This is a genomic window from Rhodococcus sp. UNC363MFTsu5.1, assembly GCF_000686785.1.
GTDB classification, from domain to species: Bacteria; Actinomycetota; Actinomycetes; order Mycobacteriales; family Mycobacteriaceae; genus Rhodococcus_G; species Rhodococcus_G maanshanensis.
Genome location: NZ_JMLO01000041.1, coordinates 23,803 through 40,269, shown reverse-complemented (window position 1 = coordinate 40,269; position 16,467 = coordinate 23,803). Strand labels below are relative to the sequence as shown.

15 protein-coding genes are annotated in these 16,467 nt (G+C 69.8%); 3 read left to right on the top strand and 12 right to left on the bottom strand.

The window, feature by feature from the left end; translation table 11 throughout:
• Nucleotides 1-422 precede the first annotated feature (422 nt).
• Entirely contained in the window at nucleotides 423-1,697 is a 1,275-nt protein-coding gene (gene tyrS / locus BR31_RS0124005; protein ID WP_027503215.1) for a tyrosine--tRNA ligase, read from the bottom strand.
• On the bottom strand, nucleotides 1,694-2,320 hold the full coding sequence (locus BR31_RS0124000; protein ID WP_027503214.1) for a DNA-3-methyladenine glycosylase: 627 nt from the start codon (nucleotides 2,318-2,320) through the stop codon (nucleotides 1,694-1,696). The genes tyrS and BR31_RS0124000 overlap by 4 nt, the downstream gene beginning before the upstream one ends.
• Nucleotides 2,321-2,430: 110 nt before the next feature.
• Here BR31_RS0124000 and BR31_RS0123995 point away from each other — a divergent pair, with 110 nt between their 5' ends.
• The 3 genes from BR31_RS0123995 to BR31_RS0123985 are packed head-to-tail and all read left to right on the top strand — an operon-like array spanning nucleotide 2,431 to nucleotide 4,534.
• Nucleotides 2,431-3,174, top strand: a complete 744-nt coding sequence (locus BR31_RS0123995; protein WP_156042594.1) for an ABC transporter ATP-binding protein — start codon at nucleotides 2,431-2,433, stop codon at nucleotides 3,172-3,174.
• Nucleotides 3,171-3,926 (top strand): ABC transporter permease, encoded by a 756-nt coding sequence (locus BR31_RS0123990; protein WP_027503212.1) that lies wholly within the window; start codon nucleotides 3,171-3,173, stop codon nucleotides 3,924-3,926. The genes BR31_RS0123995 and BR31_RS0123990 overlap by 4 nt, the downstream gene beginning before the upstream one ends.
• Nucleotides 3,923-4,534: a TetR/AcrR family transcriptional regulator gene (locus tag BR31_RS0123985; RefSeq protein WP_027503211.1), complete on the top strand. Its 612-nt coding sequence runs from the start codon at nucleotides 3,923-3,925 to the stop codon at nucleotides 4,532-4,534. Before BR31_RS0123990 ends, BR31_RS0123985 begins: the two co-directional genes overlap by 4 nt.
• Before the next feature lies 1 nt (nucleotide 4,535).
• Here BR31_RS0123985 and BR31_RS0123980 read toward each other — a convergent pair whose 3' ends face one another.
• The 10 genes from BR31_RS0123980 to argC form a co-directional block, all read right to left on the bottom strand.
• Nucleotides 4,536-4,754 (bottom strand): Trm112 family protein, encoded by a 219-nt coding sequence (locus tag BR31_RS0123980; RefSeq protein ID WP_027503210.1) that lies wholly within the window; start codon nucleotides 4,752-4,754, stop codon nucleotides 4,536-4,538.
• A gap of 69 nt (nucleotides 4,755-4,823) precedes the next feature.
• Nucleotides 4,824-7,799, bottom strand: coding sequence for an acyl-CoA synthetase (locus BR31_RS0123975; RefSeq protein WP_027503209.1), 2,976 nt, complete (start codon nucleotides 7,797-7,799; stop codon nucleotides 4,824-4,826).
• A gap of 103 nt (nucleotides 7,800-7,902) precedes the next feature.
• Entirely contained in the window at nucleotides 7,903-9,330 is a 1,428-nt protein-coding gene (gene argH, locus BR31_RS0123970; RefSeq protein ID WP_027503208.1) for an argininosuccinate lyase, read from the bottom strand.
• A gap of 2 nt (nucleotides 9,331-9,332) precedes the next feature.
• The gene (locus BR31_RS0123965) at nucleotides 9,333-10,532 is read right to left on the bottom strand and encodes an argininosuccinate synthase (protein WP_027503207.1); all 1,200 of its coding nucleotides are present in this window, start codon (nucleotides 10,530-10,532) and stop codon (nucleotides 9,333-9,335) included.
• 70 nt (nucleotides 10,533-10,602) lie between these two features.
• Nucleotides 10,603-11,103, bottom strand: coding sequence for an arginine repressor (locus BR31_RS0123960; protein ID WP_037178083.1), 501 nt, complete (start codon nucleotides 11,101-11,103; stop codon nucleotides 10,603-10,605).
• A 14-nt stretch (nucleotides 11,104-11,117) separates the two neighbouring features.
• Nucleotides 11,118-12,071, bottom strand: coding sequence for an ornithine carbamoyltransferase (gene argF, locus BR31_RS0123955; RefSeq protein ID WP_027503205.1), 954 nt, complete (start codon nucleotides 12,069-12,071; stop codon nucleotides 11,118-11,120).
• Nucleotides 12,068-13,246, bottom strand: coding sequence for an acetylornithine transaminase (locus tag BR31_RS0123950; RefSeq protein WP_037178078.1), 1,179 nt, complete (start codon nucleotides 13,244-13,246; stop codon nucleotides 12,068-12,070). Before BR31_RS0123950 ends, argF begins: the two co-directional genes overlap by 4 nt.
• A complete protein-coding gene (gene argB, locus BR31_RS0123945) occupies nucleotides 13,246-14,157 on the bottom strand; it encodes an acetylglutamate kinase (RefSeq protein ID WP_027503203.1) in 912 nt (303 codons plus the stop codon). Before argB ends, BR31_RS0123950 begins: the two co-directional genes overlap by 1 nt.
• On the bottom strand, nucleotides 14,154-15,392 hold the full coding sequence (gene argJ / locus BR31_RS0123940) for a bifunctional glutamate N-acetyltransferase/amino-acid acetyltransferase ArgJ (protein ID WP_051637698.1): 1,239 nt from the start codon (nucleotides 15,390-15,392) through the stop codon (nucleotides 14,154-14,156). The genes argB and argJ overlap by 4 nt, the downstream gene beginning before the upstream one ends.
• Nucleotides 15,389-16,462: an N-acetyl-gamma-glutamyl-phosphate reductase gene (argC, locus tag BR31_RS0123935; RefSeq protein WP_051637697.1), complete on the bottom strand. Its 1,074-nt coding sequence runs from the start codon at nucleotides 16,460-16,462 to the stop codon at nucleotides 15,389-15,391. The genes argJ and argC overlap by 4 nt, the downstream gene beginning before the upstream one ends.
• Between the last annotated feature and the right edge of the window lie 5 nt (nucleotides 16,463-16,467).

Sequence of the window (16,467 nt, the reverse complement as noted above, 5' to 3'; positions counted from 1 at the left end):
CTGACATTCATCGGCACACTGTTGAGTTCTCAAAGAACACGCACACACCATCACCACCGAGAAACACGTTCTCGGCCGCTCCGGGGCAACTGTTCCAGCCTATCTCATCGAGCAGACCCGGTCAAAACCGGCCCCACCAGACTCAGAAGGCAGTCGAAGACTGAACCGATCGAAACCGGCTACAACTTCTAGGATTACCAGGCGCCTACGTCCAACCTCGTGTCCCTGGCCTCTCGGCCGGGTCGGTGTCCGTGTCGCTCTGACTCGACAAAAGTTACGCGAACAAGAACACAGCGTCAAATCCCCAGGTCAGCTGCGCGCGCCGCGGAACTCCCGCAGGTCGCGGGCCGCGCGCACCGCCCTGGGGGCGCGAATCCATCGAATCACATCGATGTGACCCGCGCCACCCCTGTGCGGTCCACTCAGGCCGGCAGCACCTGGATGCCTGCGAAGTTCCGCTTCCCTCGACGGATGACCAGCCACTGTCCGTGCAGGAGGTCGGTGGCCTGCGGCTCCCACTCCTCGGCGCTGATGCGCTGGTTGTTCACCGACGCACCGCCCTCCTTGATGGTGCGGCGGGCGGCGCCCTTGCTCTCACAGAGACCGCTGGTCACCAGCAGGTCGACGATGGTCGTCGCGTCACCAGGGCGCACCTGCGCGACAGCCGCCTCGGTCAGCGCCGCGGCGAGGGTCGACTCGTCCAGTTCGGTCAGCTCTGCCTTGCCGAACAACGCCTGGCTGGCGTGCTCGACGGCGGCGGTGTTGTGCTCCCCGTGCACCAGCGTCGTCATCTCCGCCGCCAGCCGGCGCTGTGCCGCACGGGCCTGCGGACGCGTGAGGGTCTGCTCCTCGAGCTCGGCGAGCTCCTCCTGCGTGAGGAAGGTGAACCAGCGCAGGTAGCGGACGACGTCCGCATCCGCGGTGTTCACGAAGTACTGGTACCAGGCGTAGGGGCTGGTCATCTCCGGGTCGAGCCACAGGCTGCCGCCACCGGTCGACTTGCCGAACTTCTTGCCGTCGGCCGAGGTGACCAGCGGGACGGTGAGCGCGTGTACCGACTCCCCGTCCACCCGGCGATTGAGCTCGACGCCCGCGATGATGTTGCCCCACTGATCGGATCCACCGACCTGGAGCGTGCAGCCGTACTCGCGGCGGAGCTGCAGGTAGTCGTTGGCCTGGAGCAGCATGTAGCTGAACTCGGTGTACGACATGCCGTCCGAGTCGAGCCTGCGCTTGACCGTGTCCCTGGCCAGCATGACGTTGACCGAGAAGTGCTTGCCGATATCGCGCAGGAAGTCGATGGCGGTCAGCTTGCCGGTCCAGTTCATGTTGTTCTCGATGACCGCGGCGGCCGGCCCCTCGAACTCGACGAAACGCTCGAGCTGGGCGCGGATGCGCCCGGCCCACTCGGCGACGGTGTCGGCGGAGTTCATGGTGCGCTCCCCCACGTCGCGCGGATCGCCGATCAGTCCGGTCGCACCACCCGCGAGCACGATCGGCCGGTGGCCCGCCATCTGGAATCGCTTCAGCGCGAGCAGCGGCACCAGGTGACCGGCGTGCAGGCTGGGGCCGGTCGGGTCGAAGCCGGCATAGAGCGTGACCGGACCGGCATCGGCGTCGCGCCGCAGCGCGTCGATATCCGTGGATTGCTGGATGAGGCCACGCCAGTGGAGTTCGTCGATGATGTTCGCAGTCACGCCTTCGATTCTCTCGCACCAGGGACGACGGGTGCACGCGGGCTGCGACGGTATGCGGAAACCGCCGAGGAGGCGGGATCCCACAGTCGCCACGGACGCTCGGCCGCCCGGCTCACCCCGACCCGCGGACCCTCGGCGTGTTCGAGCAGCGGATCGAGCCGCAACCGGATCGCGGATCCAGCCGCCAGCAGGTCGGTTCCGTTGTCCGCCAGTGTGATTCCGAGTGCCTGCCCGAGATTCCCCGGCCCCCTTGCCAGGTCGCGAAAGCGCTTGTCCTGACCGCGGCGCCGCCGCACGATGTCCTCTCCCTCCACCACCTCGGCGGCCCTGAGCAGGACCGCGGCAGCGGTGCCGACGCCGGCGCAGGAGACGTTCATGCACAGGTGCAGGCCGTGGCTGAGATAGACGTACAGCCGGCCCGCGGGCCCGAACATCACGGCGTTGCGCTGGGTCGGTCCCGGATAGGAATGCGCGGCAGGATCCGGCCACGGCCCCGCCTCGTCGCTGCCGTACGCCTCGACTTCGACGATGCGCACCGTGACGCCGCCTGCGGTGAGCCGGGCCCCGAGCACCAGACGTGCCGCCGTGAGGGGATCCGCGGCGGCCAGCTCTCGCTCCGACATCTCGCCGATTGTGCCTCGAAGTCGTGCCAGCCGGGGTGTTGACACCCCACCCACCACGGGCAGAGAATTCATCCAAGGATGATCTCATCACTCGATGAATTGAGGCTCCGATGCCAGGATCGACGGACCGCCCGGCGATCGAGATCACCGATCTCGTCGTCCGCCGCGGCAGAAACGAAGTGCTGCACACGCTGAACCTCAGCGTCAGGAGCGGTTCCATCACCGGCCTGCTCGGGCCCTCCGGCTGCGGCAAGACGACCCTCATGCGGGCGATCGTGGGAACCCAGATCGTCGAATCGGGCTCGGTCACCGTGCTCGGCGAGCCGGCCGGATCCGCCTCGCTGCGACATCGGGTCGGGTACGTCACCCAGTCCCCCACCGTCTACCTCGACCTCTCGGTCCGCGACAACGTCCGGTACTTCGCCGCCCTGTACGGCCGCCCGGCGGCGGCCGCGGCCGAGGCCGTCGACGCGGTCGCGCTCGGCGGCTACTCCGATCAACAGGCCGGACAGCTCTCCGGCGGCCAGCGCGCCCGGGTTTCCCTCGCCTGCGCCCTGGTCGGGGACCCGGAACTGCTGATCCTGGACGAGCCGACCGTCGGGCTCGACCCGGTCCTGCGAGCCGACCTGTGGGATCGGTTCGCGGACCTGGCGGCCTCGGGCACCACGCTGCTCGTCTCCAGCCACGTGATGGACGAGGCCGAACACTGCCCGGAGCTGCTCCTGCTGCGCGAGGGCAGCCTGATAGCCCAGCTCAGCCCCGACGAACTGCGCACCGAGACCGGGCAGTCGAGCCTCGAGCACGCCTTCCTCACCCTGATCCGCAGCCGCACCGTGGGAGCGCAGCAGTCATGAACGCGAGGATCTACACCGCCAGCACCGGACGCATCCTCCGCCAGCTCCGCGCCGATCACCGGACCGTCGCGATGATCCTGCTGGTCCCCGCGCTGCTGATGACGCTGCTCTACTTCCTCTACGTGAACGTGCCGACCCCGCCCGGCGAGCAGTCGCTGTTCGACCGGATCGCGATCACCATGCTGGGGATCCTCCCGTTCGTGGTGATGTTCCTGGTCACCTCCATCGCGATGCAGCGGGAACGGAGCTCAGGGACCCTCGAGCGGCTGCTCACCACCCCGATGTCCAAGCTGGACCTGCTCGGCGGCTACGGCACCGCGTTCTCGCTCGCCGCCGCGGCGCAGGCGGCGCTCGCGTGCCTGGTGACGTTCGGGCTCCTCGGGCTGACGACGGCGGGCAGCGTCGGGCTGGTGGTGCTGATCGCGGTGCTCGACGCGGTGCTCGGCGTCGCGCTCGGACTGCTGTGCAGCGCCTTCGCCAGGACCGAGTTCCAGGCGGTCCAGTTCATGCCGGTGATCGTGATCCCCCAGCTGTTCCTGTGCGGCCTGTTGGTGCCCCGCGACCAGCTGCCCCAGTGGCTGGAATGGATCTCGAACGTGATGCCCCTCAGCTACGCAGTCGAGGCCCTGCAGCAGGTCGCGCGGTACCCCGGCAGCACCGCCGTGATGTGGCGCGACCTCGGCGTCGTCGCCGGCTTCGCGGTCGTGGCCCTGTGCCTCGCCGCGGCGACCCTGCGCAGGCGAACGCCATGACCTCTCGCGCCGCCTCGACCACGGCTCGATCCGGACGCAGGCCCGGTAACCCGGACACCAAGGAGCTCATCCTCACCGCTGCCCGGAACCAGTTCGCGGACACCGGTTTCGAGAGGACATCGGTGCGCGCGATCGCTGCGGAGGCAGGCGTCGACTCGGCGCTGGTGCACCACTACTTCGGCACCAAGCGCGCGCTGTTCCTCGCCGCGGTCGACATGCCGGTGGATCCCCAACTGGTCCTGGGCTCGGTACTCGACGCCCCGATCGAGGAGATCGGCGAACTGCTGTTGCGCGGCGTCCTCGGGGTCTGGGAGTCACCACAGGGCACCGCCGTGCTCGCCGCCTTCCGCGCCGCGATCTCCGGTGAGTCGACCGGCCTGGTGAGCAACTTCCTCACCGAGGTGATCCTGCGCCAGCTCGTCGGGCGGTTCGACGACCCACCGGGCAGCGGCCCGCTGCGGGCGACCCTTGTCGCATCGCAACTGTCCGGGCTGCTGATCACCCGGTATCTGCTCCGGCTCGAACCGATCGCCTCGCTGTCCGTCGACGAGGTCGTCGCCCTGATCGGACCGACCCTGCAGCGCTACCTGACCGGAGCGGTTGGCTGACCTAGTCGCCCGCGGATCCCTTGGCGCGCGCGAGCAGCGTCTCGTGCTCTTCCTCGCCGACGGTCCGCGCCTCGTCGACCAGCAGCACCGGGATGCCGTCCTCGATGGGATAGGCGCGGTGCAGCCGCGGGTTGTAGAGCAACTCGTCGTCGACGAGCAGCAGGGGACCCTTGTCCTGCGGGCAGGCCAGGATGCTCAGCAGGGTGGGATCAAGCGCCACGGAATGGTCCTCTCGAGCGTGCGAAGAGTGCGGTCGACAGCAGCCGATGTCGTCGGTAACGCTACCCGGCTACCCGGTCAGCGCCCGACTCCCCCGCTCCTTCAGCTCCGAGATCACCGCCCGGGTCAGGCGGCGATAGCCGTCCTTCTCCGGGTCGTAGTACCACGAACGCACACCCGGCTTCGGCAGTCCGGCCGCCTTGAGCGCGCTCCGCCTCGGCCGGTACGAGTTGCTGATCGCGATCTCGGGAACGACATGGATCAGATCCGGACGCTGCGCGGGCTCGAGGTCCGCGAGGGCATCCGCGAGATCAACTGCGCTGAGCGAACTGTCGGGAAGCAGTGTCAGCGCGACCACCGCCAGCTCCTCGTCCCCGACGGGGACCCCGTAGGCCACCGCGTTGTCCACGCGCTCGATCCCGCCGAGGGCGTCGACGATCGGTTGCCCGAACACCGGCCCGCGCCTGGCCCGGACCACGGCGTTCTTCTCGTCCATCATCCAGAAGTCGCCGTCGGCGTCCACCGTGAAGAGGTGCTCGGTCGGCACCCAGGCGTCGCCCGCGCCGAACACCCCGCGCATGGCGCCGCTGATCGCCTCGTTGTTGGTCGCGTGACCGAGCAGCAGCCCGACCTCCCCCACCCCGCACTCGCGGACCAGCCCCTCCTCGTCGACCAGGTACTCGCCCCGGATCGGGTCGTACGCGGCGATCCGGACCGGGGTGCTGCCGGGCAGCGGGCGCCCCTTCGAGCCCGGCTTGGCACCCGAGACGTTCGCGAGGACCACTGCGCCCTCCGTGGAGGCGTAGAACTCGAGCACCTGTGCCGGCTCGAATCGCTCCATCGTCCGCAGCCACAGGCCGCGCGGCATGCCGGAACCGATGAACAGGCGGATCGGGTGCCCGGGGCCGATGGGCAGGTCCTCGCAGTTCACCAGCTCGCGCATCATCGTCCACGTGTACGCGACCACGGTCACGCCGTAGCGGTGCACCTCGGCGGCGAACTGCGCGGGGTCGAGACCCCGGGTCAGCGCGATCCTCGAGCCACCGGCGATCGCGCCGCCGAGCGTGGCCAGGAGTACGGACGAATGGTAAAGCGGAGCAATCGAATACACCGTGTCGCCGCGGCCCAGATTCGCCGCTGTCGCGGTACCGAATGCGGACAGCGCCCAGCGGTGGTTGGTGATGTGCTTCGCCTCGAGGTGGCCGCCGGACCGGCTCAACAACACGAAGGCGAGCTCCTGTGCGCGTCCGGGATTCGGTCGGTACCAGGCGGGCAACTTCACCTGCGACGGGTCGATCTTCTCGAGATCGATGGTGGCCGAGTCCGGTTCGGTGTCCAGGACCCGCGACTCACCGCCACCGAGGACCAGCACGTCGACCCCGAGCGAGGTGGCGGAGCGCAGGTTGTCCGGGTCCGTGATGATCGTCTGGACCCCGCCGAGGCGCACCGATGCGGACAGGTCGGCGGTCGGCGGCAGCATGACGACGACGGCGCCGATCCGCGACAGCGCCGCGATCGCGATGAGCGCGCTCGGCCTGGTCTCCATGAGCACGCCGATGCGTTCGGCTGGACGGACGCCCGTCGAGATCAGCCCCCGCACCACGTTGTCGATCCGGGTGTTGACGGCCTCGTTGGTGTACACGCGATCGTCGAACAGGAAGCACTCGCCCTTCGGCGACCTGGCGCCCGCCTCGGCCAGCAGTTTGCCGAGCGAGATCGTCGTGTGCGGCTGGATCTGCCCGAGACGGGCCAACCGGGGCAGCACCCGGATCGCCTCGGCGGACAGTTCCCTGGTGCCACGCATCGTGTGCGAGGTGATGTCCAGCACGCCCCTGGTGATCCCGACGCCCACCTCGGCGATGGACGCCCCGGTGTGCAGGATCCGGTCGCTCACCGAGACCCCGGTCTCGGTCGCGGGCTGATCCTCGTAGGTCATCTCGTCGATGGTCTCGGGGCGGGGCCCGAGACCCTCCCGCCAGCGCACCCATTCGCCTGCCGTCGGCCAGGTCTGGGTGGCCGCGGCGGACCCGACGACGAGCCCGAAGTGCCCTGCACGCAAGGTGGATTCGAAGACCTCGGCACGCGGTGCCGCCTTCCGGATCCCGCGCACCGCCACGGGCTGGCCGATGTCGTCGACCTCACCGACGAAGGCCAGGATCGGGCAGCTCAGCTCCGCGAGGGTGACCAGTCGCTCCTGGATCACGAAGCCACCGGACATCATCCGGTTGTGCACGATGAACTGCTTGAGCAGTTCGGCGACGGCCGGACCCGACCAGGCGACCCATCCCTCGGTCGCCAGGAAGCGCCGCTGCTGCTCGCGCGGCAGCAGGGCCTCCCGGTCGTGCAGCTGACGCAGGAAGTCGATCCGGGACTTCGCGGTCTTGACGGGGTCGAGCAGCTGAAAGCCCGTGCGCGCCATCCATCCCGCGATCGAGAGCCGGGTGAACACGTGGTCGGCGAGGAAGTCGGCCGCCCTGGTCGCGACGCCCTCGGGGATGCCGAGCGGGAGCGCCGCGAGCGTGTCGACGGGCGCACCGAAGGTGATCACGCTTGCCAGGTTCTTGCATCGCCGATAGGCCGCGGCCTGGTAGCAGAACATTCCGCCCTGGGAGTATCCGGCGAGGTGCACATCCCGGCCGGTGTGCTCGTGCACCCGATCGATGATGTCGCTGATGGCGACGACGTGATCCGCCAATGTGCGGTTCCAGCCACCGTCCTCGGTATCCGGCGACCCGAAGTCGACCACCCACGGATCGAGACCCATCGCGTGCAGGACACCGACCGCGCCCTGGTCCTGCGCGACGTCGTACACGTCCGCCGACATCATCATCGGCGGCACGAGCACGATCGGTGGCCGCGAACCGTCGGCGGCCTCGTCCGCGAAGTACCGGCGCAGCCGGAACATCGGTTCCCGCTCGACGACCCGGAACTGCGAGGGACGGGCTTCCGTCTCCAGGCCGCCCAACCGGATCACCTCGAGGCCGTTCTGCGCGGTGGCCACGACACGACGCACCGAGCCGTTCAGAACCTCTGGATACCAACTCACTTCAGCGTCCCCCCAAGGGATGATCGATGGTGACTCAGATCACACTATATTCCCCGCGCGAACGCGGTGAACGCACCCCGCCGCACGCTCTACCCGGGGTGGCTCACCGTTCGATCCAGGCGCGCCGCACGCGCGAGGCCTCGCGGACCCCGCCGAGCTGGCGGGCGACCTGTACACCGGCGGTGCCGCCCCGCGCGTTACGCGAGGCGATCGAACCGGCGACCGTGAGGACCTCCCGCACCGCGGGTGTCAGCGCCGGGTCGACGGCCGCCAGCTCCTCGTCGGTCAGCTCCTCGAGCCCGACTCCCCTGCCCTCGGCGACCCGGACGCAGGCACCGGCCGCCTCGTGCGCGACCCGGAACGGAACCCCTTGCCGCACCATCCATTCCGCGATGTCGGTGGCGAGGGTGAACCCGGCCGGGGCCAGCTCCGCCATCCGGCCGGTGTGGAACTCGAGGGTCGAGACCAGGCCGGTGATCGCGGGCAGCAACAGCTCGAGCTGCGCCACCGAGTCGAACACCGGCTCCTTGTCCTCCTGCAGGTCCCGGTTGTACGCCAGCGGCTGGGCCTTCAGCGTCGCGAGCAGGCCGGTCACGTTGCCGATCAGTCGGCCTGCCTTGCCGCGGGTCAGCTCCGACACGTCCGGGTTCTTCTTCTGCGGCATGATCGACGAGCCGGTCGACCAGGCGTCGGCGAGGGTGATGTAGCCGAACTCCGGGGTGCTCCAGATGATGACCTCCTCGGCCATCCTCGAGAGGTCGACCGCGATCATCGCGAAGATGAACGCCGCCTCCGCCGCGAAGTCACGCGACGAGGTGGCATCGATGGAGTTCTCCGCGGAGGAGTCGAAGTTCAGCTCCGCCGCGATGGCCTCCGGATCCAGCCCCAGCGACGAACCGGCGAGCGCCCCCGAGCCGTACGGGGACACCGCAGCCCGCTTGTCGAAGTCCTCCAGGCGCTGCACGTCGCGCAGCAGCGGATGCGCGTGCGCCAGCAGGTGGTGCGCGAGCAGCACCGGCTGCGCGGCCTGCAGGTGTGTCTTGCCCGGCATCACCGCGTCGGGATGCGCGGCCGCCTGGGTGGCGAGGGCGTCGACGACGTCGAGCACCCCGGCCGCCACCCGGCGGGCCGCGTCGCGCAGCCACATCCTGAACAGGGTGGCCACCTGGTCGTTGCGGGAGCGACCCGCGCGCAGGCGCCCGCCGACCTCGGTGCCGACCCGCTCGATCAGGCCGCGCTCGAGGGCACCGTGCACGTCCTCGTCGGAGTCCGCAGGTACGAATGCCCCGCTGGCCACGTCGTCCGCCAGGCGGGTCAGCCCGTCGAGCATCGTCGCGAGGTCGGCGTCACTGAGCAGTCCGGCCTTGTGAAGCACCCGGGCGTGCGCCTGCGAGGCGCGCACGTCGTAGGGCGCGAGCACCCAGTCGAAGTGCGTCGACTTGCTGAGCGCGGCCATGGCCGCGGCGGGACCGGAGGCGAACCGCCCGCCCCACAGCGCGCCTTCATTCGTACCGTGCGAACTCTCCGACATGCCTACAGACCCAGGTCCCGCTTGGCCGCGACCTTCGAGGACAGGCCGTGGATGTTGACGAAGCCCTTGGCGTAGGACTGGTCGAACGAGTCGCCCTCGTCGTAGGTGGCGAGGTTGAAGTCGTAGAGCGACTCCGGGCTGCGACGACCGTTGACGGTGATCGCGCCGCCGTGCAGGAACAGCCGGATGTCGCCGGTGACCCGCTCCTGGGTCTTGGCGACGAACGAGTCGAGCGCGTCCTTGAGGGGGGAGAACCACAGGCCGTCGTAGACCAGCTCGGACCAGCGCTGCTCCATCTGACGCTTGTAGCGACCGAGCTCGCGCTCGAGGGTGACGTGCTCGAGTTCCTGGTGGGCGGTGATGAGCACCATGGCACCGGGGGCCTCGTAGATCTCGCGGCTCTTGATGCCGACGAGACGGTCCTCGACCACGTCGAGGCGGCCGACGCCCTGGGCACCGGCACGCTTGTTGAGCTCCTGGATGGCCTCGAGCACGGTGACCGGCTTGCCGTCGATCGCGACGGGCTTGCCCGCCTCGAAGCTGATGATCAGCTCGTCGGGTGCGTTCCAGTTGACCGTGGGGTCCTGGGTGTAGTCGTAGACGTCCTTGGTCGGCGCGTTCCACAGGTCCTCGAGGAACCCGGTCTCCACGGCGCGGCCCCAGACGTTCTGGTCGATCGAGAACGGCGACTTCTTGGAGACGTTGATCGGGATGTTGTTCTCTTCGGCGAACTTGATCGCCTTCTCACGAGTCCACGCGTAGTCGCGGACCGGCGCGATGACCTCGAGGTCGGGCGCGAGGGCGCCGAAGCCGACCTCGAAGCGGACCTGGTCGTTGCCCTTGCCGGTGCAGCCGTGCGAGACGACGGTGCCACCGTGGGCGCGCGCGGCCTCGACGATGTGCTTGACGATCAGCGGCCGGCTGATGGCCGACACCAGCGGGTACCGGTCCATGTACAGCGCGTTGGCCTGGATGGTCGGCAGGCAGTACTCGTTCGCGAACTCGTCGCGGGCGTCGACCACGACGGACTCCACCGCGCCGCAGTCGAGGGCACGCTGACGCACGACCTCCATGTCCTCGCCGCCCTGGCCGAGATCGATGGCGACGGCGACGACCTCTTTGCCCGTCTCCTTGCCGATCCAGCTGATGGCCACCGAGGTGTCCAGCCCGCCCGAGTAGGCGAGTACGACGCGTTCAGCCATGGTCTTTGTGCTCCTTCAGGTTGTAACTCTTCACAAGATCTTCAGTTGTCAGCCCGCGGATTCGAACCCGTCAGGCCAGTTTCTCGATCATCTCCGCCAGCTGTGCGCCGGTGAGTGGTTCGCGGGCGATCACAAGAATGGTGTCATCCCCGGCAATGGTTCCGACAACCTCGGGCAGCGAAGCCCGGTCGAGGGCGCTCGCGAGGTAGTGCGCGGCGCCGGGGGGCGTCCGCAGCACCGCCAGGTTTCCGCTGGCATCGGTGGACACCAGCAGCTCGCCGAGCAGCCGCGAGAGCCGATCGGTGCCCCCCGACACCCCGCGGACCGGGCTGCCGTCCTCGGGCACCACATAGACGCCTGCGCCGCCGTCCGCGGCCCGCAGCTTCACGGCTCCGAGCTCCTCGAGGTCCCGCGACAGCGTGGCGTTCGAGACCTCGATGCCCTCGGCCGCGAGCAGCGCCGAGAGCTCCGGCTGGCTGCGCACCTCGTGCACCGACAGCAGGGCGGTGATCCGGGCCTGCCTGCCTGCGCGGGTCGGCGCGACGGCGACCTTCGCCGACGCGACCGCCATCGGCTTGGCGGTGGTCACGGCCGGTCCCCCGGTCCGCCCCGCTGCTCGAGCAGCCACACCAGCAGCGCCTTCTGCGCGTGCAGCCGGTTCTCCGCCTCGTCCCACACCGCGCTCTGCGGCCCGTCGATCACCTCGTCGGTGATCTCCTCGCCGCGGTGCGCGGGCAGGCAGTGCAGCACCGTCGCGTCCGGGGCAGCGTGCGCCAGCAGCGCGGCGTTGATCTGGAACGGCCGGAACGGTCCGACCCGGTCGAGGCCGTCGTTCTCCTGCCCCATCGACGTCCACGTGTCGGTGACGAGTGCATCGGCACCCTTGGCGCCCGCGACCGGGTCGTCGGTCAGCGTGATCGTCGCGCCGGTCTGCTCCGCGCGGACCCGGGCCGCCTCGACGACGTACCCGAGCGGCGCGAAGCCGGCAGGCGCCGCGATCGTGACGTCGATGCCCGCCGTCACGCCGCCGAGCAGCAACGAGTGCGCCATGTTGTTGGCACCGTCGCCGAGGTAGGTCAGCTTGAGGCCCTTGAGATCACCCTTGCGCTCGGCGAGCGTCTGCAGGTCCGCCAGCACCTGGCACGGGTGGAACTCGTCGGACAGTGCGTTGACGATCGGCACCGTCGCCCCCGCCGCCATCTGCTCGAGCCGCTTCTGCCCGAAGGTGCGCCAGACCACCGCGTCGACGTACCGCGAGAGCACCCGACCGGTGTCCTGCAGCGTCTCCTCGCGGCCGAGCTGGGTGCTGCGGCCGTCGACGACGACCGCGTGCCCGCCGAGCTGGGCGATGCCCATCTCGAAGGAGAAGCGCGTCCTGGTGGAGTTCTTCTCGAAGATGACGCCGACGCCACGCGGACCCGCGAGTGTCTGCTTGGCGAACGGGTCCTTCTTCAACTCGGCGGCCAGCGCGAGGACCTCCGCCTGCTGGGCGGCCGTCAGGTCGTCGTCCCTCAGGAAGTGCTTGATGGTCGTGCTCATTTCTGTTCCTCCGCCACATCGAGGATCGCGGGCAACGCCGCGACGAATCCGTTCGCCTGCTCCTCGGTGAGGATCAGCGGCGGCGCCAGTCGGATCACACCGGGCGCCGCTGCGTTGACCAGGAACCCGGCGTCGCGGGCCGCGGCCTCCACCGCGGGCGCCACCTCCCTGGTCAGCACGACGCCGAGCAGCAGCCCGGCCCCGCGGACATGATCGACCAGCGGGTGACCGAGGTTCTCGATTCCGTGGGTGATCGACTTGCCGAGCGAGTCGGCGTGACTGATCAGATCCTGATCGGCGACGGTACGCAGCACCGCGAGCGCGGCCGCCGCGCAGACCGGGTTACCGCCGAAGGTGGTGCCGTGCTTGCCGGGCCCGAACAGCTCGGCCGCCGCACCGGTGGCGACGCAGGCCCCGATCGGCATGCCGCCGCCGAGCCCCTTCGCCAGGGTCATCACGTCCGGCACGATCCCGACCGCCTGGTGCGCGTAGAACCACCCGGTGCGGCCGATCCCGGTCTGCACCTCGTCCAGGATCAGCAGCGCGCCGCGGTCCGCGGTGATCTGCCTGGCCGCGGTGAGGTAGCCGTCCGGCGGCACGACGACACCGCTCTCCCCCATGATCGGCTCGAGGAACACCGCCGCGGTGTCGGCGTCGACCGCCCGGTCGAGCGCCTCGATGTCGCCGTAGGGAACGTGCGAGACGCCGGGCGGCATCGGCTCGAACGGGGCCCTCTTGGCGGGCTGTCCGGTGAGCGCGAGCGCCCCCATGGTGCGACCGTGGAACGAGTTCTCGGCGGCGATGATGTTGGGCCTTCCGGTGGCCCGCGCGAGCTTGAACGCGGCCTCGTTGGCCTCGGTGCCCGAGTTGCACAGGAACACCCGGCCCGGCGCGCCGAGGTGCGCGAGCAGCTGCTCGGCGAGCGCGATGCCCGGCTCGGTGGCGTACAGGTTGGAGGTGTGGCCGAGCGTGGAGAGCTGCGCCGTGACGGCCTCGACGACGGCGGGGTGCGCGTGTCCGAGGATGTTGACGGCGATCCCGGCCAGCAGGTCGAGATACTGCTTGCCGTCCGCGTCGGTGACCACCGCGCCCTCGCCGCGGACCAGGGCCAGCCGCGGGACCCCGTAGGTGTCCATCAGCGCGTTCGACCAGCGCTGCTGCAAAGGTTCGGTCATCACTGTCCTTCCTGATTCGTGTGGGTGACCATGGTGCCGATGCCCTCGCCGGTGAGCAGCTCCAGGAGCACCGAGTGCGCCACCCGGCCGTCGATCACGTGCGCGGAGGACACCCCGCCGTGCACCGCCCGCAGGCAGGCCTCCATCTTGGGGACCATCCCCGCGTCGAGCGTCGGCAACAGCAGTTCCAGTGCGGCCGAGTCGATCTCGCTGGCCAGGGAGGACCGGTCGGGCCAGTCCGTGTAGAGACCCTCGACGTCGGTGAGCATCACCAGCTTCTCCGCGCCGATCGCCTCGGCCAGCGCCGCCGCCGCGGTGTCGGCGTTGATGTTGTGCACGACACCGTCCGCGTCGGGGGCGATCGTGGAGACCACCGGGATCCGGCCGGCCTCGATGAGGTCGAGCACCGCGTCCGGGTTGACCGTGGTGACATCGCCGACGAGCCCGATGTCGGTGGCGACCCCCTCGACCTGGACCGTGCGCCTGGTCGCGGTGAACAGGTGCGCGTCCTCGCCCGAGATCCCGACCGCGTACGGGCCGTGGGTGTTGATCAGGCCGACGAGCTCGCGCCCCACCTGACCGAACAGCACCATCCGGACCACGTCCATCACCTCGGGGGTGGTGACACGGAAGCCTCCGCGGAACTCACCCTCCATGCCGAGACGCGCCAGCATCGCGTTGATCTGCGGGCCGCCGCCGTGCACCACGACGGGATGGATCCCGACGGTGCGCAGGAAGGCCATGTCCGCGGCGAACGCCCGCTTGAGGTCGTCGTCGACCATCGCGTTGCCGCCGTACTTGACCACCACGATCTTGCCGTGGAACCGCTCCAGCCAGGGCAGCGCCTCCGCGAGGACGTGCGCCTTCTCCGCGGCGGTGATGTGCTCGATGCTGTCGATGTGCCCGGTCATGACGAGTACGCCGAATTCTCTTCCACGTACGCGTGCGAGAGGTCGGTGGTGCGGATGGAGACCTCCGCGTCACCGACGCCGAGCTCGATCCGCAGCGCGATGTCGATGCCGGAGAGGTCGACCTCCCTGGCGCCAGGCGCGCCGACACCGTCGATGCAGACCGGGTTCCCGTTGAAGGACACCGAGATCCGGTTCGGGTCGAGCTCGATCGGGGCGATGCCGACCGCGGCGAGCACGCGGCCCCAGTTCGGGTCGGACCCGAACAGCGCCGTCTTGACCAGGCTGTCGCGGGCGACGGTCCGCGCGGCGACGAGCGCATCCTGCTCGGAGGCCGCGCCGGACACCGTGACGGTGACCCGCTTGGTGACGCCCTCCGCGTCGGCCATGAGCTGGTCGGCGAGGTCGTCGCAGACCGCGAGCACGGCCGCGTTGAGCTCGTCCTGGGTGGGCGCAACGGAACTCGCGCCCGAAGCGAGCAGCAGCACGGTGTCGTTGGTCGAGGTCGCGCCGTCCACGTCCAGCCGATCGAACGACAGCCGGGTCGCGTTGCGGAGCGCCTCGTCGAGCTGGGCCGGGGTCGCGATGGCGTCGGTGGTGATCACGCACAGCATGGTGGCCAGCGCCGGGGCGAGCATGCCCGCGCCCTTGGCCATCCCGCCGACGTTCCACTTGTTCGCGTGGTGCAGCGCCGCCTGCTTCGGCACGGTGTCGGTGGTCATGATCGCGTAGGCCGCGTCGGTGCCCCCGGAGATCCCGCCTGCCAGTTCGTGCACGATCTCGGTGACGCCCGCGAGGAGCTTGTCCATCGGCAGCCGGTCGCCGATCAGCCCGGTCGAGCACACCGCGACCTCGCCTGCGCCGGTCTCGGTGCCCCAGTCGCTCAGCGTCGCCGCGACGTGCTCGGCGGTCTGGTGGGTGTCCTGGAAGCCGGGCGCCCCGGTGCAGGCGTTCGCGCCGCCGGAGTTCAGCACGACCGCACGGAGCCTGCCGCCGGTCAGCACCTGCTGCGACCACAGCACCGGCGCGGCCTTGACCTTGTTGCTGGTGAACACCCCTGCCGCGGCGGTGTCCGGACCCTCGTTGAAGACCAGCGCCAGGTCCTGGCGTCCGCTGACCTTGATGCCCGCGGCGATGCCTGCACCGCGGAATCCGGCGGGCGCGGTGACGCCCTGGGTGCGCACGAGCTTGCCGCCCGCGACGGCGACCGAGTCGGGGATGACGGGGGTGGTGTTCACGGGGCTACTCCCACTGTCGAGAGACCATCGGTCTCGGGCAGGCCAAGGGCAAGGTTCATCGATTGCACTGCGCCGCCCGCGGTCCCCTTGGTGAGGTTGTCGATGGCGGCGATGACGACGAGCAGGCCAGCGTCGGCGTCGACCGTGACGCCGATCTGGGCCGCGTTGGATCCGATCACCGCGCCGGTCTGCGGGAAGACGTGCTCGGGCAGCACGTGCACGAAAGGTTCATCGGCGTAAGCCTTTTCGTACACCTCCCGGGCCTGCGCCTCAGTGACGGTGGTCGGCGCGGTGCAGGTGGCGAGGATGCCGCGGGGCATCGGCGCCAGCACTGGCGTGAAGGACACGGTGACGTCGGTGCCCGCGAGGGGCGAGAGGTTCTGGATGATCTCGGGGGTGTGCCGGTGCACGCCGCCGACCCCGTACGCCCGGGCCGAACCCATGACCTCCGAACCGAGCAGGTCGGCCTTGGGCGCACGACCCGCGCCGGAGGTGCCACTGACCGCGACCACGGTCACCCGCGGCTCGACGATCCCGGCGGCCACCGCGGGGGCGAGCGCCAGGCTGGCCGCGGTGGGATAGCAACCGGGGACCGCGATCCGGGTCGCGCCCGCGAGCTTCTCCCGGTGGCCCGGCAGCTCCGGCAGGCCGTACGGCCAGGTCCCGGCGTGCTCGCTCTTGTAGTACTTCTCCCAGTCCGCCGCGCTCGCCAGCCGGAAGTCGGCGCCGCAGTCGATGATGACGGTGCTCTCCGGCAACTGCTTGGCGATCTCGGCCGAATTGCCGTGCGGCAGACCGAGGAACACCACGTCGTGGCCGGCGAGCTGCTCGACGGTCGTCGGCTCGAGGACGCGATCGGCCAGCGGCAGCAGATGCGGGTGATGCTCACCGAGTCTGCTGCCTGCGTTGCTTCCCGCGGTGAGCGCGCCGATGGTCAGCGAGCCGTCGCGATAGGCGGGGTGCCCCAGCAGGAGTCGGAGGACCTCACCGCCCGCGTAGCCGCTCGCACCGGCGATGGCGACCCGGATCGGCGTGGACGCCGGGCCTGAGGAAACTGCAGAAGTGACCATACGAT

Bases quoted from the DNA above. Each gene is read 5' to 3' on its own strand.
- BR31_RS0124000 (WP_027503214.1), bottom strand. From the start codon at position 2,320: ATGTCGGAGCGAGAGCTGGCCGCCGCGGATCCCCTCACGGCGGCACGT.
- BR31_RS0123995 (WP_156042594.1), top strand. From the start codon at position 2,431: ATGCCAGGATCGACGGACCGCCCGGCGATCGAGATCACCGATCTCGTC.
- BR31_RS0123990 (WP_027503212.1), top strand. From the start codon at position 3,171: ATGAACGCGAGGATCTACACCGCCAGCACCGGACGCATCCTCCGCCAG.
- BR31_RS0123985 (WP_027503211.1), top strand. From the start codon at position 3,923: ATGACCTCTCGCGCCGCCTCGACCACGGCTCGATCCGGACGCAGGCCC.
- argH (WP_027503208.1), bottom strand. From the start codon at position 9,330: ATGTCGGAGAGTTCGCACGGTACGAATGAAGGCGCGCTGTGGGGCGGG.
- BR31_RS0123965 (WP_027503207.1), bottom strand. From the start codon at position 10,532: ATGGCTGAACGCGTCGTACTCGCCTACTCGGGCGGGCTGGACACCTCG.
- BR31_RS0123960 (WP_037178083.1), bottom strand. From the start codon at position 11,103: ATGGCGGTCGCGTCGGCGAAGGTCGCCGTCGCGCCGACCCGCGCAGGC.
- argF (WP_027503205.1), bottom strand. From the start codon at position 12,071: ATGAGCACGACCATCAAGCACTTCCTGAGGGACGACGACCTGACGGCC.
- BR31_RS0123950 (WP_037178078.1), bottom strand. From the start codon at position 13,246: ATGACCGAACCTTTGCAGCAGCGCTGGTCGAACGCGCTGATGGACACC.
- argB (WP_027503203.1), bottom strand. From the start codon at position 14,157: ATGACCGGGCACATCGACAGCATCGAGCACATCACCGCCGCGGAGAAG.
- argC (WP_051637697.1), bottom strand. From the start codon at position 16,462: ATGGTCACTTCTGCAGTTTCCTCAGGCCCGGCGTCCACGCCGATCCGG.